The sequence below is a fragment of the Pseudomonas tehranensis genome (assembly GCF_014268615.1).
GTDB classification, from domain to species: domain Bacteria; phylum Pseudomonadota; class Gammaproteobacteria; order Pseudomonadales; family Pseudomonadaceae; genus Aquipseudomonas; species Aquipseudomonas tehranensis.
The window spans coordinates 88,429-105,233 of the sequence record NZ_JABWQV010000003.1 but is presented as its reverse complement, the minus strand read 5'-3'; the positions used below and the strand labels follow the sequence as shown (position 1 = coordinate 105,233).

The 16,805-nt window shown below is 59.2% G+C and carries 18 protein-coding genes; 4 read left to right on the top strand and 14 right to left on the bottom strand.

The window, feature by feature from the left end:
- The first annotated feature begins 307 nt into the window (after nt 1-307).
- The 3 genes from HU811_RS02285 to HU811_RS02275 all read left to right on the top strand — a co-directional run bounded on the left by HU811_RS02285 (nt 308) and on the right by HU811_RS02275 (nt 2,043).
- Entirely contained in the window at nt 308-517 is a 210-nt protein-coding gene (locus HU811_RS02285) for a hypothetical protein (protein WP_186653690.1), read from the top strand.
- Between the two features lie 90 nt (nt 518-607).
- A complete protein-coding gene (locus HU811_RS02280; RefSeq protein ID WP_186653687.1) occupies nt 608-1,348 on the top strand; it encodes a hypothetical protein in 741 nt (246 codons plus the stop codon).
- 2 nt (nt 1,349-1,350) lie between these two features.
- Entirely contained in the window at nt 1,351-2,043 is a 693-nt protein-coding gene (locus HU811_RS02275) for an SOS response-associated peptidase (RefSeq protein WP_186653684.1), read from the top strand.
- Here the strand turns inward: HU811_RS02275 and HU811_RS02270 are convergent.
- The 9 genes from HU811_RS02270 to HU811_RS02225 form a co-directional block, all read right to left on the bottom strand.
- Nucleotides 2,021-2,536, bottom strand: coding sequence for a lysis system spanin subunit (locus HU811_RS02270; protein WP_186653682.1), 516 nt, complete (start codon nt 2,534-2,536; stop codon nt 2,021-2,023). The two genes, HU811_RS02275 and HU811_RS02270, sit on opposite strands and share 23 nt — an antisense overlap.
- The gene (locus HU811_RS02265; RefSeq protein WP_186653679.1) at nt 2,533-2,958 is read right to left on the bottom strand and encodes a cell wall hydrolase; all 426 of its coding nucleotides are present in this window, start codon (nt 2,956-2,958) and stop codon (nt 2,533-2,535) included. The genes HU811_RS02270 and HU811_RS02265 overlap by 4 nt, the downstream gene beginning before the upstream one ends.
- 59 nt (nt 2,959-3,017) lie before the next feature.
- Nucleotides 3,018-4,310, bottom strand: coding sequence for a phage tail fiber protein (locus tag HU811_RS27325; protein ID WP_225248364.1), 1,293 nt, complete (start codon nt 4,308-4,310; stop codon nt 3,018-3,020).
- Nucleotides 4,311-4,323: 13 nt separating this feature from the next.
- A complete protein-coding gene (locus tag HU811_RS02250; RefSeq protein ID WP_186653676.1) occupies nt 4,324-4,998 on the bottom strand; it encodes a hypothetical protein in 675 nt (224 codons plus the stop codon).
- A 319-nt stretch (nt 4,999-5,317) separates the two neighbouring features.
- Nucleotides 5,318-8,887 carry a TipJ family phage tail tip protein gene (locus tag HU811_RS02245; RefSeq protein ID WP_186653675.1) on the bottom strand — a complete coding sequence of 1,190 codons (3,570 nt, stop codon included), beginning with the start codon at nt 8,885-8,887 and terminating at the stop codon, nt 5,318-5,320.
- 56 nt (nt 8,888-8,943) lie between these two features.
- Nucleotides 8,944-9,504, bottom strand: coding sequence for a tail assembly protein (locus HU811_RS02240; protein WP_186653701.1), 561 nt, complete (start codon nt 9,502-9,504; stop codon nt 8,944-8,946).
- Nucleotides 9,505-9,579: 75 nt separating this feature from the next.
- Nucleotides 9,580-9,981, bottom strand: a complete 402-nt coding sequence (locus HU811_RS02235; protein ID WP_186653674.1) for a hypothetical protein — start codon at nt 9,979-9,981, stop codon at nt 9,580-9,582.
- Between the two features lie 8 nt (nt 9,982-9,989).
- A complete protein-coding gene (locus HU811_RS02230; protein ID WP_186653673.1) occupies nt 9,990-10,571 on the bottom strand; it encodes a hypothetical protein in 582 nt (193 codons plus the stop codon).
- 87 nt (nt 10,572-10,658) lie between these two features.
- Nucleotides 10,659-10,946 (bottom strand): outer membrane protein assembly factor BamE, encoded by a 288-nt coding sequence (locus tag HU811_RS02225; RefSeq protein ID WP_186653672.1) that lies wholly within the window; start codon nt 10,944-10,946, stop codon nt 10,659-10,661.
- Between the two features lie 375 nt (nt 10,947-11,321).
- Here HU811_RS02225 and HU811_RS02220 point away from each other — a divergent pair, with 375 nt between their 5' ends.
- Nucleotides 11,322-11,657: a hypothetical protein gene (locus HU811_RS02220; RefSeq protein WP_186653671.1), complete on the top strand. Its 336-nt coding sequence runs from the start codon at nt 11,322-11,324 to the stop codon at nt 11,655-11,657.
- Here HU811_RS02220 and HU811_RS02215 read toward each other — a convergent pair.
- The 5 genes from HU811_RS02215 to HU811_RS02195 are packed head-to-tail and all read right to left on the bottom strand — an operon-like array spanning nt 11,650 to nt 16,789.
- A complete protein-coding gene (locus HU811_RS02215) occupies nt 11,650-11,856 on the bottom strand; it encodes a hypothetical protein (RefSeq protein ID WP_186653670.1) in 207 nt (68 codons plus the stop codon). The two genes, HU811_RS02220 and HU811_RS02215, sit on opposite strands and share 8 nt — an antisense overlap.
- A gap of 24 nt (nt 11,857-11,880) precedes the next feature.
- Entirely contained in the window at nt 11,881-12,645 is a 765-nt protein-coding gene (locus tag HU811_RS02210) for a C40 family peptidase (protein WP_186653669.1), read from the bottom strand.
- Between the two features lie 2 nt (nt 12,646-12,647).
- Entirely contained in the window at nt 12,648-13,397 is a 750-nt protein-coding gene (locus HU811_RS02205; RefSeq protein WP_186653666.1) for a phage minor tail protein L, read from the bottom strand.
- Nucleotides 13,398-13,406: 9 nt separating this feature from the next.
- Nucleotides 13,407-13,745 (bottom strand): phage tail protein, encoded by a 339-nt coding sequence (locus HU811_RS02200; RefSeq protein ID WP_186653663.1) that lies wholly within the window; start codon nt 13,743-13,745, stop codon nt 13,407-13,409.
- Nucleotides 13,745-16,789, bottom strand: coding sequence for a phage tail tape measure protein (locus tag HU811_RS02195; protein WP_186653660.1), 3,045 nt, complete (start codon nt 16,787-16,789; stop codon nt 13,745-13,747). Before HU811_RS02195 ends, HU811_RS02200 begins: the two co-directional genes overlap by 1 nt.
- Between the last annotated feature and the right edge of the window lie 16 nt (nt 16,790-16,805).

Below are 16,805 nucleotides of genomic sequence, written 5' to 3'. Positions count from 1 at the left end.
ACGCCCTTACGAGCGGGGGATTTTAAGTCCTTAGTGGAAATCAATCAGGCCGTGGAGTGCAATAGATTTTCTGGTCCGCAATTAACCTAAAATCATTGCTATATCAGCCAATGTTTCCGCATCCCCTAAAATGATTGCGGACCGGAAATTACGTCAATTGCATCCCGAAACAGCCTGAATTTTATTAGCCATCTGGCCATTCCTTTATGCCGATCTTGCATAAATCACCACCCTCCTGCGGCGTTCTGCCGACCGAACACCCTTACCCCGAACTGCTACGCTTATTTCTCCGAAGTAGGAGTCGCCAATGCAGAATCTCGACCTGCTCCCATCATTGCTTTCGAAGATCAACGAAAACCAGCGTGCCCTGGAAGCAGCCATCATGGAGCTGACCAATTGGGCGGACAGGCAGGGATCGAATCAGGTGGCCGCCAATGTGCGCGGAGCCTTGGCGACCCTGGACCTAAACGAAGAATTCATCAAAATGAGCCTGGCAGTAATGATGTCATCTGACTGAAAGGCCGCAGCTCGTCGCCCAGCCCTCGCCCGAATCATCGCCCCTCGATTACTGTACATCCAAACAGTATTCAGCAAGCGAACCCCAACCATGAACTTCGAACAGGCGAAAGCGCTAAGGCTCAAGCATTGGCGAGACACCCTCGATGACCACGATTTTCGGATGCAGTCTCCAGAGAGACACAGGTCCACGCTACATGAGATATCAGCCCGACTGGCGGAAGAAGGCCTGATCGACCAGCTAGACCAGTTCGACATGGACGAGATGGCGAACGCTGCCTATTGGCTGGCCGTGGAGGAGTTGCAGGCATGTCCTGTCCTCTACCGTCCGTCCTACGGCTATGACGTGGTGCCGAAAGGCGGCGGCCCTAGGTTTGGGAAAGTCTTTCATTCCATTTTGACGCTCGACAACAATCGGGGAAACAAACTTCAACCCTACGACGGCAAGGTATGCCGGGACGGGACGGGCTTAGTGCTGAAGTTCAGCTACGCCAATACCACCGGTCGCATCGATGGGCTAACCCTTACCCTGGATGACGGTCGGCAATTCGATCTGGTTGCGACAGAGCGGATGGTCGAGGGCGTGGTGTACCCGGTCACAGAGGACCCAGATGTGTACCGCTGGATGCTAGATGTGGTCCAGGTGGCTATGGAGAACAAGCACTTTTCAATTATGGAAAAGGTCAGGCCGTTTTTTGAGATGGCAAAGTTCCTTCCGTGCTCGGCATGCCAGGACCACTTTGGTAAGCGGGACGACTGTGCGGCTTGCGGTGGACTCGGCTTCGCGCCGAAGCCTAAACCGCCCAGCTACACTCTAAAGCCGGAGGAATGAACATGTGCGGACGACTCTCCCAGTACACGGGCATTCACGACTTCGTGGCGGCGCTGAGCATGCCGAATGCCCTGGTCAATTCCGCCGGCGACCTGCCGCTGGAGAAGTACAACGGCGCGCCGTCGCAGCAGCTCGCCCTCTTCCACCAGGAAGGCGACATGCTGCATGCCGACCTGGTCCGCTGGGGCTGGCGACCACACTGGGCCAAGGACCGCGCCGCACCAATCAATGCCCGGGTCGAGAAAGTCGCCCATGGCCCATTCTACCGGGCGATCTGGCCGAACCGCGCTATCACGCCGATCAATAACTGGTTCGAGTGGGTCGATGAGGGTGGGCCAAAGAAACAGCCCTACCTGATCCGCAGGCGGGATCATGCCCCCATATTCTGCGCGGCCATCGGCCAGTACCCCACCGGTGACCATGAGCCAGATGAGCACGACGGCTTCGTGATCATCACCGTCGACAGCCAGGGCGGCATGGTCGACATCCACGACCGCCGCCCGGTGGTGCTGGATGCATACCTTGCCCGGGAGTGGCTGGACCCAGCCACGCCAAAGGAGCGCGCCGAGCAGATCGTTCTGCAGCAGGGGGAGCCGGCCGAGGCTTTCGAGTGGTTCAAGGTCGATCGAGCGGTAGGCAATGTGCGGAACCAAGGGCCTGAGCTGATCCGCCCTATCGCTGATTCACTTCTCTGACATATGCCTGACACGCTCTCAGCGCGATAAGCCCCCGGTCTCCGTCGTCGGTGATGGCGACAATTCGTTGAGCATGCGCCGGGTCAAGTTGGGCTCGACGGGCTCCATGAACCACGCCGACGGCGCCGGCGGCGGCAGACACTCCGTTGCAACTGGCTGGATCCTCGGCAAGGAGGACTGACAGCCGCAAATCAGAAGTGGCAAGGCGATCGCGCAGGCGAGCCTGATTGGTTTGAGCATCGCTCAGTTCCTTGTGGTGGGTTTGGTCGTTGGCGGTCAGCCGCTGTTCCAGGGCTAGACGCTTGCCCTGCTCCGCCTGAACCTGGGCTGAGGCCGCGCTGCCGATTTTGTCCAGGTCGGACTGGTGTAGGCCGGCCTGTTCCGCCAACTGCTTGCCGTAGCGCCAGCCCTGAACCTTCCATGTCGCGCTCATGGCCAGGATCAGCGCCACCGCCACACCGGCGATCAGCAGCTTCAGCGTGGCGGGATTCATGGGACGTCCTTGAAGAAGATGTGGTTGCCCAGGCGGAAGGTCTCGGTTGCGTCCTTCGCCCAGGCCGGCGGCTTCGGCATGGTAGTGGCGTAGTAGTGGGTCGCGCCTTTGGTGATGTCGGGCTCCTGGCCGGAGATCACTAGGTCCGCCGCCCGCTGGGTCTGGGCGAACTGCTTCGGCGGGATAGGCTTTGCGCCGCTGAGGTAGGGATAGTTCGGGTCATTCTTGTTCCAGCAACTGAACTGGTACGGCTTCAGGCAGACGCCGGCGTAGCCTTCACCCCACCAGGACTTGGCCTTGCCATCGTTCACACGGTTGCGGATCACGCAGGCCACGGCGACCTGGCCGGCGAAACTCTCACCACGAGCTTCCCCCCACAGCGTGCGCGCGAGGATGTCGCGATCCCTTTCGGCTACGTTCATAAACTTTTCTCCAGGCAAAAAAATCCCGCTCGATAGCGGGTTGCTGTGTTGGGTGAGCGCTAGATGGCTTCTGCCGCAAGGCTCTCTGGCATTGGCGGTTGCTCAACATCTGGCATATTGAGTCGAACATCGATCCAGCTGTTGAGCGGAACATCCATCGGTGCGCCTGGACCTGGGATCATTTCCCCGTCGTCAGAGAGCGTCCAGCGCTGCTTGAACAGCTTTATTGTGACCGTACCGTCTGCGGCCTCTTCACTGATGCTCATCCCCAAGGTACGACCCCCATCTGGCGAGCAAGGGTCCTGTGTACGCCATCCTTCCAACGCCAGGCCCAGGGCGCCGGTGATGCGATACTCACCGACGGAGATACGCTGCACGTTCACACCCCGCGCCTCGTCATTCGCCACACCCCACTCCCCAGCGGCCTCGAAAGTCTGCTCCAGCAAGTCGCCGCGCTGACTTCCCGAGACACTGGCAATACGGACGATGGGCGAAGCTGCGGACAGCGCCCCCCCCGATCCTCGAGTGGTATTCGCCGTGTGGTAAATCTCATTCCAGGAACTCCAGCCGGATGCGCCGGTGATGCGACGAAAACCGATTTTGTCCGCGGCATAGTCGACAGCGAGCTGCGTTCCGTAGTTGCCATTGGCATCGTTGACCATTGCCACATTGAATAGCGATCCGAAGTTACTGAATGTGGGGCGACCTACGGTGCTGCTGATGTATCGATAAATGCCAGTCTGAGAAATCAAAGCACCGCTGATGTCCGCAGTGGAGGGAATACCCGTGGTGAAACTGGCACCAAGACCAAACGCCCCCACTAACGTTACGTTGCCTGCGGCGGTACCGGTATTTGCCGTAGCGGCAGTTCCCAAGCCCAGCCCTGTACGCGCGGTCGCTTGTGTTGTTCCACCCGTCCCCCCTCTTGTCACCGGTACTACGCTGTCCAAGGCGACAGCTCCAAGGCCAAGCCCTGCTCGCGCATCAGCTTGCGTTGTGCCTCCGGTACCGCCCTTGCTGACCGGCAGAACGTCGTAGTTGCCCGTCGTCTTGAGAGCAGCGAGCTGGGCGCCATAGGTCGTGACAATAGATCGCAAGGCATCAGCCGAATCCTTCACGTAACCCTGCATCGGCGCCAGTGCGTAACTTCCACCAGACGCTGTCGAACCAAGGTATGGCGGGTCGATTGACAAAGCGGTATTGCTGGCCACGTTGGTGACCTCGTACCACCGACCATCTGGCCCGCGGAAAGCATCGCCAACCCGGCAGTTCACGATAAACGCAGTGCCTGAACCGGTGACTGTGTTGGAATTCAGGGTGACGGAGACCGTCCCCGATTTATACCAGGGCATAGAAAGTTATCCTTTAGAGTTTTGCGAATACTGCGGGAAGAAAGAATGCGAACGGGTTTCCGGGCCCAACTGTCAGTGCATACAGATTTCCCCCGGAAAAATCCCACCAGCAATATAAGACCCTATTAAATGGCGAGTCGTTAAGCATTGGCATGCTGAATGTGTTTATCAGCATGTACTCACCAGCAGGAAAGTTGAAATCCACTCGATAATAATTTCGTGGCGTTCCTTGGGATGTGGTATCGGTTTTTACATATGTCCAATTCTGGAAAGAGCGCGTGAACCTCGCGTAAGGCGTGCCGCTGTCGAATAGCATCTTTGAATTACCATCCCAAATGCGCATTCCGTAATCCGCCAACGCCGTGGCTGCGAATCCACACGCAAAATAAGCCCCATTGGGCTGCAGCGTGTTCTCGTCATAGGCGCGGACATAGAAGCCGGTCCACGCACCTGGCGATCCGATGACATGCATCAGACACAGCCCGGCAATACCGGTGCTCCCTGCCGGCCGGATAAAAACAAGCGGAGGCTCCTGACTAGTGATTGTTCGAGGAAAAGTCGTAACCGACCCAAGCCCAGACTCTTGTGTCGGCTGGTAGGTCCCTTTTGCCAGAACGACGAGCCGCGTAAACTCGGAATCAACTGTCACGACATTACTGTCGTTTGTGAACTCTAGTCCGAATGACATCAGGAGAACCTTATTACAATTAGTCGCATTGTCGAACTGGTCGTGCTGCTGTATTGCTCCCTGCCTCGAATGTAGCTATAGACTCGAACCGCGCCGTTGATAACTTCAGTCTCCAACTGCATATCGACGCTAACGTTATAGTTCCCAATCGGCACGACAAACGCCGCGCTATTGGCTGGCGTGATCCCGGGGACTGATATTGTTTGGAAGTTAGCTGAGTTAGTTCCAGTAACAACCCCGCTATAAACAACTCGCATCGTGAACGACGATGGATCGAGAGTTACGTTTCCATTTTCGTCTCGGATCTCCAGCCCATAAGTCATGCTGAGAGGTCTCCAAGCTGCACCCGCTTGACGCCGTTCTGGTCATAGACCTTGATGGCGCGGTTTGTCATGGTGAGTCGTCCGCCGCCCGGGGCTGGGCCATTGAATTCAAGGTTTCCGGCCTTATCCAGCCGCCAGCCCTGCACGCCGGCAACATAGTTGTCCGACTGCAAGGCTTGGCCGATCTTCAGCATCGTGATGCTGCCGTCCTGGATGAAGGCCGAGTTCATGAACACCTGGCCGCCCTGGACCGCAAACGGAACCGAGACGGCTCCGCCGGCGATGGTATTGACGATGGCGAACCGGTCAGCGCTCACCAGGAACTGGCTTTGCAGGCCGGCCGGGCCGTTCTCGATGCCCAAGGCAACGCCTGCAGTGATGTATTGCCCAGTTCCTGAGTTGTACTGCATCTTCACGGACCAGTTCGCGTTCACTTTCCCGTTCACGTCATTGATGATCGACGTGTTCTGTTGGATGGCGGTTTGTTGAGAGCCAACGGTGGTGCTGAGCTGGCTGATCTGTTGCGCGGTTGCTGACTGGTTTGTCGCTACCACCTCCTCCAGCGTGGTCAGATTCGCAGAGTTCTCGGCTATCTGTGCGTCGAAGGTCGTCAATTGACGCGCCGTAGCTTCGTTCTCGCTTGCCCGGACGCTGGTCTCCTGGGCAATAGCCGCCGTGCTGGTCCAGCCTTTAATGGCGTCGGCCAGCTCTCCTTCCCCGTTGTCGTCGCGATATGACGCCCGCAACGCTTCGAATGCCTTGGCCTGAGCGGTCACAACGCCGTCGATCTCGGAAATATCCGTGATGTTGGTCGCCACCTGCTGCGCCAGGCCGTTGGCCGTCTCTACCGACTGACCCACGTCGAGCCAGTAGGTGATGTTCGGCGGTGCAGTGTTGATAGGCACCGGCCCTTTGGCCTGGTACAGCCGCTGGCCCTGACGAACGATGTCGTTTTTGACATAGGTCTTGGCCGGGTCATAAAGCAGGATGTCGTCGAGCGCATCGATCTGGGCCTGGAGGCCTGGGATCTTCTCGATTTCAGTCAGAAGGTCCTCGCCGAGTTCCGTTTCGGTGATTTGCCCCTTGATCAGGTCCAGGATCGGACCGGCATTTGAACTGGCCTGGCCCAGCACGCCGTTGCCGACTGGATACCATGGGCCGATGTTCCCGGTTCGGTCCACCAGGCGCGCCCAGAAAAAGAACGTGGTCCCGGCCAGCAGGCTTTGCAGGCTGTAGTCGCTCTGGGGATAAGCCAGGTCGGCCAGCTTGGTGGCGTTCGCCAGCACGTTCGTCGGTCCATACCAGATCTCGGTGCGCTGGGTGTCCTCGGCGCCAGCAGGAAAGCCCCACTTGAGGCCAATGCCGAACAGCAGCGAGGCTGTCGTCAGGAACGACACCGCCGGTGGCAAGCCCTCCTTGCCCTTGAGATCCGTCAGCACGGAGTTACGCCAGATCGACGAGATGTCGAAGGCACTCACCGCGCGGACGCGGGCCACGTAGGCTCCCGCGTAAATGCCCACTACGTCTACGTTGGTCGAGCCGGTGCGCTGGACCTTGATCCAGTTCCCGCTGTCTTTGCGCCATTCAATGTCATAGGCCACAGCTCCTTCCACGGCGGGCCAACTGATTGTCATGGTGGCCACCGCCAGCCCCTGAACAACAGAAGAGGTCGACGCGACTGTGACACTCGCAGGCGCGGGCACAACGGTGATAGGGATCATGCTGATTGGCCGCTCTTCCAGGCGGGCGCCTGTGTCGATGTGGGCAAACTTGCTCGGTTCGTACTGCAGAGCGCTTATTTCGAAGTCGCCCTCGGTGGTGCGCCTGGTCCGCAGCACGCGATAGAGCGGAATCGCCAGGTCATCGGCATCAAGCGCCCACTGATGCTGTGCCCGCGGCGCCTCGCTGTAGGCGACGGTAACGGTCACGGCGCGGCCGGCAACGCTCTGCACGGTGCGCCCTTCGGCGCGTCCGCCTGGCAGGTTGATAATCAGCCGATCGCCCGCCTTTGCTAGGGTGTCGCGGTCCAGGGTTACAACGCGACCGGCCACAGCCGAAATGCGCCCACCAATCTCCCGTCCAGCCAGCAGCGAGTCAGCCACTGGGATGATGTGGCCCGGGAGCGGGATCACGCCTTCCATGCCGGTCTTGAAGGTGACAGTGCGGTCCAGGTTGTTGCTCAGGATCGCCCACTTGCCCCGGCGCTGGGCCTCGGATGCGCGAGTGCAACCAATGGCGCTCAGCTCGGTTGGCCGGTCCCCGTAGCGGCGCTGGAGGTCCAGGTCCGAAAACGGAATGACATCGGTGTCGTAGTTGTTCGCCGGGTTGTCATAGCTGACCAGCGCCCGGGTGTAGCGGGTCTTAGCCGAGGCGCTGCCGTAGGAGAATTTCCCGTCGATGACGTTCGCCCGGGTGAAGACATAGTCGAAGTCCTGGGCGCGCGGCATGTCGGCCTGCATGATGAGCTGGCCCTGGGCCCAATAGGTCATCCCGCGGTAGATGCCGGAGATATCCCGCAGCAGAGTCCAGGCGTCGGCCTTGCCCTGCAGGTTCATGTCACAGAGGAAGCGCGGCTCGGTACCGCCCAGGCCATCGGGCACCAACTGGTCGCAGTACTGGGCGATCCGGTACAGCTCCCACTTGTCGACCATGAACGTCTTGATGCGCTTGCCCAGGCCGAAACGATCCTCGATGCAGATGCCGTAGGTGATCCACGCAGGGTTGTTGGTCCAGGCCAGCTTCATGCTGCCGTCCCAGGTGCCGGTGTAGGTGCGGCTGATCGGGTCGTAGTTGCTCGGCACCTGCCATTTCCGGGCCTTGCACCTCACGGTGACGGCCGGAATGTTGGTGAACTGCTCGGCGTCGAACTCGATGTACAGCAGCGCGGTGTTCGGATACCGAAGCTTGGCGTCAATCACCTCAGTGAAGCCAGCGATCAGCATGGTGTCTGCGATCTTGTTGCTGTTCTGGTTGGCTGTCAGACGGCGCACGCGGATCTGCCAGCCGGTGGTTGCCTCGGGCAGGTCAACACGCTTCGAGCGCTCATACCGGGTGGTGGTCTTGCCATCCACGGCATCGGTCAGGACTTGCTGATAGGCACCGCCGTCAGTTGCCACATCAATGGCGTACTCGATCCGGTAGCCGCCAATGTTGCCCTGGTCGTCCTGGCGCTGGAGCGCGGGCCAGGCAAAGCGGACGCGCACGGCAGACAGTTGGATGTTCGTGACAGAGCGAACCCAGGCCGCATCGCTGCGAAGCTCGATGTTCAGCGAGGTCTCGTTCTCTACCGACGGAATCCCCGGGATGTAAGTCTGATCAACCGATCCGGAGCGCCAATCCCACTTCACGTTCGGGAAGTTGATGTTGCCGCTGGCGTCGTTGATGGGGGTATTGTCCAGGTAGATGTTCGCTGCGGTGGGCGTCTCTTCGAACTCACCCTCGCCGACAGCAATGAGGATTTTCGCCACGTTGGTCGAGCGTAGGCTGTCGCTGGCTTCCGTCGGGGATTTCGGCTTGCTGCTACCGCCCTTCTCCCCGCGGATTTCGATGTTCTGTGCTGCGCCCATGCTTTCCTCCAGGCAAAAAAAACCGCCTCATGGGCGGCCTGCGTACTGCGGTAGGGTTACGCTTTGTCTTCGGCGTTGATCGATGCGGAAATGATCATCCCGCCCCACCGGCGTTCGCCGATACAGATCGGCACGGGGTTGCCGCTCGCCGTGGTGTTCTTGGCGCTGCCGAAGGCGTAGGACGGAGCATTCTCGGGGCCGGCGCTTTGCTTGAGTCCAGAGGCCTGGGGGCTGAGCATTTGGATGACGCCGCCGGCGACGAGGCCCACGCCAAGTTGCACGGCCCACGTCTGCCCGAAGTAGGAGCCGGCAACGATCAGCACAGCACCGATAATCGTCTGGAGCAGACCGGCACGCTTGCTGCCTGACACAACCGGGACGATGCGAATCTCTTGCGCGCCGCCCAGGGCAAAATCCTTCTCGGCCACGTTCTTCCGGTTCCGGAAGATCGCGAAGCGCATTCCCTTTCGTTCAAGGTCCCTAATCGCCGCCTCAAAGCCCTCCAAGGTGCACTTGAGCGCCTTGAAGGCCTCGCCCACGGACTTGCTGCCAAGCTCACGATAGTGAACCCGGCCAAAGAGCTTGATAAGCGGGCCAGAAAGAAGAATAACGGTCATGGCTGGGTTGTTGCTGAGTGTGGCTGCCAAGGCTTTTCTCCGGACGTAAAAAAACCGCCCGGAGGCGGCTTCTTGTCATTGCATGGTGGGTGATAGGTCCATGCTCATCGATGAGTCTATGGATATCCTGAATTTCTTGGTGTTGCCGCCCTTGATGGTGGTTTCCCGTTCTTTCAGGCCGCTCCCGCAGGATGATGCCGAGACAATGTGTTCACCTGGAGTAACGCGGAATTTCGCAGTCTCGCCGGTACCGATTTCTGCCGCCCGGCGGCCGTCGATGCTCACCGTCGTGTTGCAGCCGCCTCCGACAAAGCCCTTGTCCCGAGTAACAACGAGTGTCGAATCACCCTGCGTCGGGGATTGGAACGCAAACAACCTGGACGATGGGACTGGGTCGGCTTCACTGGAAGGAACTGGAGAGGTTGCGCACGCCGCCAGCAGGGCCAGGCTTAGCGCCAACATAAAAGTCTTAATCATCACTATTCTCACTGAAACTGCTCAAAAACATATCGATTATTCGAAGGCTTTGGCTTCGAGTAGGCCTCCTGCCAGTCGCGAGCATAGGATGGGAATCGCTCTATTGAGGCGATTTTCCAGCCATCTGTCGATTTTCCTCTTTCCAGCGTGTACCGATAACGCTCGCCAGCCTCTTTGGCTTTTCTGTCAGATTCATCCATCTCAGAGCCGGGCTCTGGCGGCTCGATATTCCTGATAACAGCACTGACGACTGCTCGCGTATCGGACTCGACATCCACCTTGGCAATCTTCCTCTCATAGGAATGTGTCACCGAGCAGTCAGTGCGAAAATGGAGCGAGTCCGCAGCGAGATCCCTTAGCTTTTCGTCCTTTGGGCTGCTCATCTTCATGTATTCGGTGCAGATCTCACGATCTAGTTGGATTCCCGCATCCTTTACAGCCCACCACGATTTCACCGCTGCATCTGGTGAATTTGCCGCGATAACAATCCCCTCAACATCCTTTGTCGCTTTTGCTAAGCCGTCTGGCTTGCTTTCATCCAGACAGCCTGCCAGGGACATTGCCAAAATCGCGCCTACGAACAATCTCATGGGGTCACTCCTGTGGAAGATGGCCACAAGATATCAGAAATGAGAAAGCCCAGCGGGTGGGCTGGGCCGGCATTCAATCTCTGGAAACTACTTGAAGCTGGACGGAATCACAGGCACCTCTACGACCTTCCCGTCCACCATCCGGAAGGAAATCACGCGGCTAGCTCCGCTCATTCCGTTCGCATGGCTCCATATCCACATCTGACCGTCAGCCCGGGAAACCACAGAGTACGGAGGCCCCATGATTTGAGTAACCTCGTCCTCGGTCATTCCGACCTTGACCTTCCTGGCATCATCATACGAAAAGTTAGTCCCGGCGCAGCCTGCAAGCACAAGCGCCAGTATGGCAGTGACGACGAAGTTGATAATCCTCATGGCTATTCCTCATCCCTAAAGAGCCGACTGTACCACCGCTTTCCGCCTGTACGAATCCCCAGTAACGCCTAGTGCTGATGAATAGTAGCCTTGTGATCTCACAGCAAAAGGAAACGTGAGATGGCAAAAACTCCTGTAATGACACCAGAGGTATCTCAGCTACTGGAAACAGCAATCAGCGAGCGATATCCGGATCTAAAGCACTTGCATCGGAGCGTTGAGATCTCATCGAAAAATCCGTGGGCCGGAACCATCAGATTCCATAGCGAACAAAGCTCATCCCCCGCCGTCTTCGAATTCGAGCCAGTAGGCAAAGATGGAAAACCAAGCCTTTACATTGTGAGGGACTGGAACGACTAACTGGCGAGCCATTCAATGGATTTCCCAGTCCTTTGCCTGCAAGCCCAAGGACTGGGATTGCGCCAATTTCGGCGCGTTTATGACCTGGAGGTCAATGTGAAAGAAGGACAAACCATCTTCCCCTACATCATCGTCACCTCGAAAGAAGACTGCATCCCCGTAGCGATCAAATTCGCATACAAAGATGTTGAGGTGGGGTGCGGTGTCATTACGTTTCTTTCAGAGTCGAGCTTTCAAACCATTTCGGACGAGCTGAAGGCCGTAGGCCCAGGGTATGCCTTAATACTAGCCGACAACCTTAACTACTTTGGTGACGGTAACTTCTCCAGAACGTTCCACCACATCAACTGATCTTGTGGCGACTGCCGGTAAAAAGAAGCCTGCCGCCAACAACTTCGATTTTACCGCCTTCGGAAAGATTGTACGGGCCGCTGAGCAAATACTCGGCGCGCCCATCTTGAACATCAACCTCTACCGGCTCGCGGTTTGGCTTGCTCCCCAGCATTGATCGCCAAGCGATTACCGGGCTGAACTGATCATTCTTCTGCATACACTCTCCTGCGACCTTGCCGCGTCACGTTGGTTGTTTTGCGTCTTTGTGCCTGAGGATCAGGCGCGTCCTGTCATGCCAAGGGCCGCCGTAGACGATAATTTCGCTCGGGCGGCCGTACAAATGGTGAAGCAGGAACGGCCCAGGCCCGAAGGTTTCAGCGTCTTCACCGGGCAGCGCCGGATTAGCGGCGAGGAAAATCCCTGCGTGGTTCGGGTGAACCGTCCGGCCCACCTCCATCACGACCATGTCGCCGCGCTGCGGCTGGTCGACGCGGTAGAAGCCGGCATCCTCGTAGTTCGTCTCGTACAGGCTGGCGTTATCCTTGCTCTCCCACCAGCCGTCGGAACGCTTGAATGCTTCGAACTCAAGCCCCCACTCGCGCTTGTACCAATCGGCGCAGACCTGCCAGCAGTCCCAGGCGCCGTGGACGAATGGCCGCTTCAGCAGCGGCGTCTCGCCGGTGGGCACCACCGTTCTGAGGTCTCCCTCGGGCCAACTGAGTATGTGCCAGGGCATGGCCGTGGCTTCGCACATCGCCAGGTCGCGCGGCGATGGCCGGCTGGTGGCGTCCGGGTGCGAATGAATGATGCCGATGATCTCGCCCAGGTCTTCAGCCGCGGCGTATTCCTCCGGATCGATGCTGAACTCCTCGCTCGGCTCGGCCGCGATGTTCTTGCATGGGAAGTACTGCTGCTTTCGACCCAGGGCCAGAAGAAGCCCGCAGCACTCGGCCGGATAGGTCTCTGCCGCGTGCGCCTGGATCGCGGTCAAGATGTGTTTGCGCATGGTCAGCTCCGGGCGATCAGGGAAACGGCAGGGAATCCACCGAAGGGCAAGGCGTTCCCCTCGCCAAAGCGCGGGATGCAGCCCCGGCCCAGCGTGGCGTCACATTCGTCCAGCTCCGGGTTGTCGGTGACGACCCCGTCCTTCGTCACGTAGGGCCCGGTGTAGCCGCAGTTCGGCCCACGGTAGCCGCCGGTCAGGCACCAATGGCAAAGTGTCGTAGCCTGGCGGCCGATGGACTCCCCGCCCACGTCGCCCGGGCTGGCAAGCTCCCAGGTGACCGTCTCCCCGTCCTCGTTCGTCTTCTGGTCGATGTACCAGACTTCGATCGTCTCCTGGGTCGGGTCTGACTGGGGATTGCCGCCGGGGAAGTTCTCGGCGTCCAGGTACGTGCCCAGCGTGTGCCGCATGGTCAGCTTGAACTCGAGCAGGTCCTCGAAGGCTAGGCACAAGGCTGTGATGCGGCCATTGACGTTACCCACCGACAACGTTGGTCTGACCGCCGTGCCGTCGCCGTTGGATTCGATGCCGTCAAGCTGCATCGGCCAGGCGCCGTACTCGTTGCCCTGCCAGTAGATCGGCTTCGCCGGCAGTTCATCGGCTGCGGCGCCGGCGGCGATCAACTCGGCCTCGGTGTGCGGGATAGCGTGCCCATGGAAGCGCAGGATGTCCGCACCGTAGTCGGAGCCGTCCAATTCGAAGAGCAGCACTTCGCTGCCAGGTTCGAGAACCTGGATGTCACTGATCAGCGGCATGATTGCCCCTTATGGTTGGAAGGCCCGGTTGAATGTGGCCGTGAGCTTGAAGACTCCGCCCCCAACAGGGGTGGGAGTAGGATTCACGCAGGAAAAGAGGCCAAGCTGACCCAGCGGCGTGGTCCAGAGGAAAGCCTTGGCGCCGGCATGGCGGTCGAGAAAGTCCATGATCTCCTGCACCCTGGCGCGTGACCCGGTGTAGGTAATCGGATAGGAGTCTTCCTTGTTGTTCGGCCCGTCGCCGGCGACCTGCTTGTAGCCGTCGCCGAACTGCGCGGTGCGCACCCGATAGGTGATCTCGGGTGCGTCTCCATGCTGGGTGGGCCAGGTGAACGTTTCGATAGCCATCAGCCCCTCCCGTTGATAACGCGCCAGATGGCGCCGCCTGGCTGCAGGCCCCTGGAGATAGCCGTTTCAGCTTCGACCTTGGCTGCCTGTTGGATGCCCTTGCCCAGTTGCGTGGTGTCTTCCGTGGTGGTCGTGCCGCCGTCACCGGTGGTCTGCACGGAAACTGCCACTGGGAAGTTGTAAACGTTCTCACCGCCACTGCCGCCACCACTGATTGCCCGGACACCCAACTGACCTCCAGCCGTGCGGGTCAGCGGCATGATCGCCTCCTCCCCCGCCTCCCCCATCACGCCAATACCTCCGCCGGCCATGCCGAACGCTGTCGGCTTGCTGACGATGGAGTTGGTGAAGGCAGCACCATTGGCGAACATCTGTACGCCGCCCGACCAGGCGCCGCCCTTGGCCTGAATGCTGCCCGGGGTGAAGCCTGATAGGTCGCCGGAGTACCCGGCCTGGGTTGAGCCGGCCGATGACGTGCCGCCGAAGTAAGAGCCCGCGGCCGACGCAGCCAGACCGAACAAAGCACTGAGCCCTTCGGATGCCGCAGTCCTTGTCGCAATTCGCGCCATATCCGCGAGAATCGACTTGGTGAAATCCGCAAACGACAGCTTCCCGGTCATGGCGAAGTTGACGATCGCATCCTCCATTGAGCTGAAGGCGTTGGTGAACAGGCGTTTGGTCTGCCCGGCCACGTCCCGCGCAGATTCCAGGTAGTTCTGCCATGCCGACGATGCTCCGGCACTCCAGCTACCCTGGGCAGCAGTCATGTCGTCATAGTTGGCCTGGACGGTGTCGTGCAGATCCTGCTGCGTGGCTTTCAGTGCATTGAGCTTCTGCGTGTACTCGTCGAGGCTCATGCCTCGCGAGCCGTCGCCGTACTGATTTGCCAGTTCCAGGCGCTGCTGGTTGACGCGGTCGTCGATGCCGTTCTGCTGGTCCGTCAGCCCACGCTGGCGATCACCTTGGCCGAGACCAGATGCAGCACGAATACCCTGCTGGCGAAGCGTTTCCACTTGCCGCTGTAGCGCCCCGGTGTATGTGCTGACTGCCAGGGTCTGCTTGCGCAGCCGGCCTTCCTCATTGGTTGCAATGATCGAGAGCTGGCTGTCCGTTTCCTGCTGGGCCTTGACCATCGCGAAGCGTGCATCGCTGATCTTCTGGTCGATCTGGATGATCTGCGAGGCAGTCGTTCCCTTTTTGGTCTTCGCCGCCTCCAATGCTGAGATTTCCGCCTCGTAACCCTGGGCAACCTCAACCGCTTCCTGCTTCAGCAGACTGACCCGCTGTTCGGTGTAGCTCGCCTGACTTATGACCCCGGCGCGCTGCGAAGCCTCCAGCTCCTTGTCGGCGTTTTTGTAATAGGCCAGGGTTTCGGCCAGGATGTTTTTCGCGTTGTTGAATCCGGTCAGGTCGACGCTGCCCGCGGCTCCCTTCGGGTCCTTAAACTTGGCGTTGATGTTGGAAATATTCTTGTCGATTGCCGCCTGGTCGAGTCGGGCGTCCTTGGGGTCAACCTTGCGGATATCGTCGAGTTGCTTCTTGTAATCCTTGATCGCGTCCGCGCGCTTCTGCTCATTGGTCAGTGACGACTTCGTGAGCGCGTCGATTTTCGCCATGGCGGACACGGCGCTCATCTGTGCCTTGGCCTGTTCGCCCTGCCACTTTGCGATGTCAGCCTCGGCCGCCTGCTGATCCTCCAGCATGTTCAACCGATTCGTGTAGAGATCGATCATCTCCTGCTTGTTCTGGAACAGACCAACATTGCCGGACTGAGCGCCGGCCAGGTCTCGCCGGGCCTGCTCAATATCAGCACCGATGTCTTGGCGGCCCAGATTCTTCAGGCGATCAGCCGCCCGGGCAACTTCGTTGTATCCCTTCTCCCAGAAGCTCAGGTTTTCGAGGATCTTTGGCGTGCGCTCGTTGATGGCGTCGGCATATTGCTCGGTCGCGAGCTTCACAGCGCCAGCATGGTCACCCTGCTCTTCCAGAGCGGCGATCTGCGAGTAGACCGAAGCCGTCAGGTAGTGATACTGCTCGTTAAGCGCGGCGGAGGCCTTGACTGGGTCATCTGCCAGCTTTTTGAACTCTGCGACAGTGTCACCGACAGCCTTGCCCGTGGCTTCCTGCATCGAAATGGCGGCCTGGGCGATGCCTACGAAACTTTCGCCAGCGATCTTGCCGCTGCCAGCCAATGAGGCCAGAACATCGGCAGCCGCACCGGTTGTGCCAATGGTGGCGCTCACCTGCCGAGCCATGTCGCCAAGTTGCCCGGCACTCACGCCTGCATAGTTGCCGGTCAGGGTCAGTGATTTGTTGAAGTCGTCCTGCTCTTTACCACCCTTGTAAAAGGCAACTCCAAGCGCGCCGACGGCTGCCGTTGCCAGTGCGATAGGAGCAAGGATCGCGAGCAGTCCGGCAGCAGAAGCGCCCGCGCCTGCCCCCAACTGAGCTACGGCACGCACACCGCTACCCCAGTCTCCCGACGACAGAGCGTTGCCGAGCTGGACGACGTTCTCCTGAGCCTGGCGTGAACCGAGCCGCAGTTTGTCGAATCCGTTGGAGGTCTTTTCGAGCTTCGCGTAATCCTTATCGATTTTCCCGAGTGATGCGTTGTACTGGTCTTGGCTGATTCGGCCGGCGTCCAGGTGCTTACCCAGATCCTCAACTTGTTTATCCAGCTTCGCCACGGCGGCGCGGGCCGGGTCGATAGCGCCGAGCAAACTGTTGAGCGCCTTCTGCTCATCCATGGTGGATTTGGCAAGGGCGACCTGTTGCTTGTCGAGCTGGGCGGTGATCTTGGTGAACTCAGCCTCGCCATAGGCGCCGGTCTTGGTCAGCTTGGCGAGAGCGTCCCGCTGCTTCGCCAGGTCCTGGGTGGTTTTGGCGCCGGTGGACAGCGACTTCTCCAGGGCCTGCATTTCATTCATCAGCGAAACGGCGGACTGCTCGGCCCGACCGCCAGCCTTCGCCATTTCATCCAGACTAGTTTTCGCCTGAATCGCATCGGCCGAGTCGATCTTGACGCCGAGTTCTGCAATGTTCATCGACTCACCTTGAATA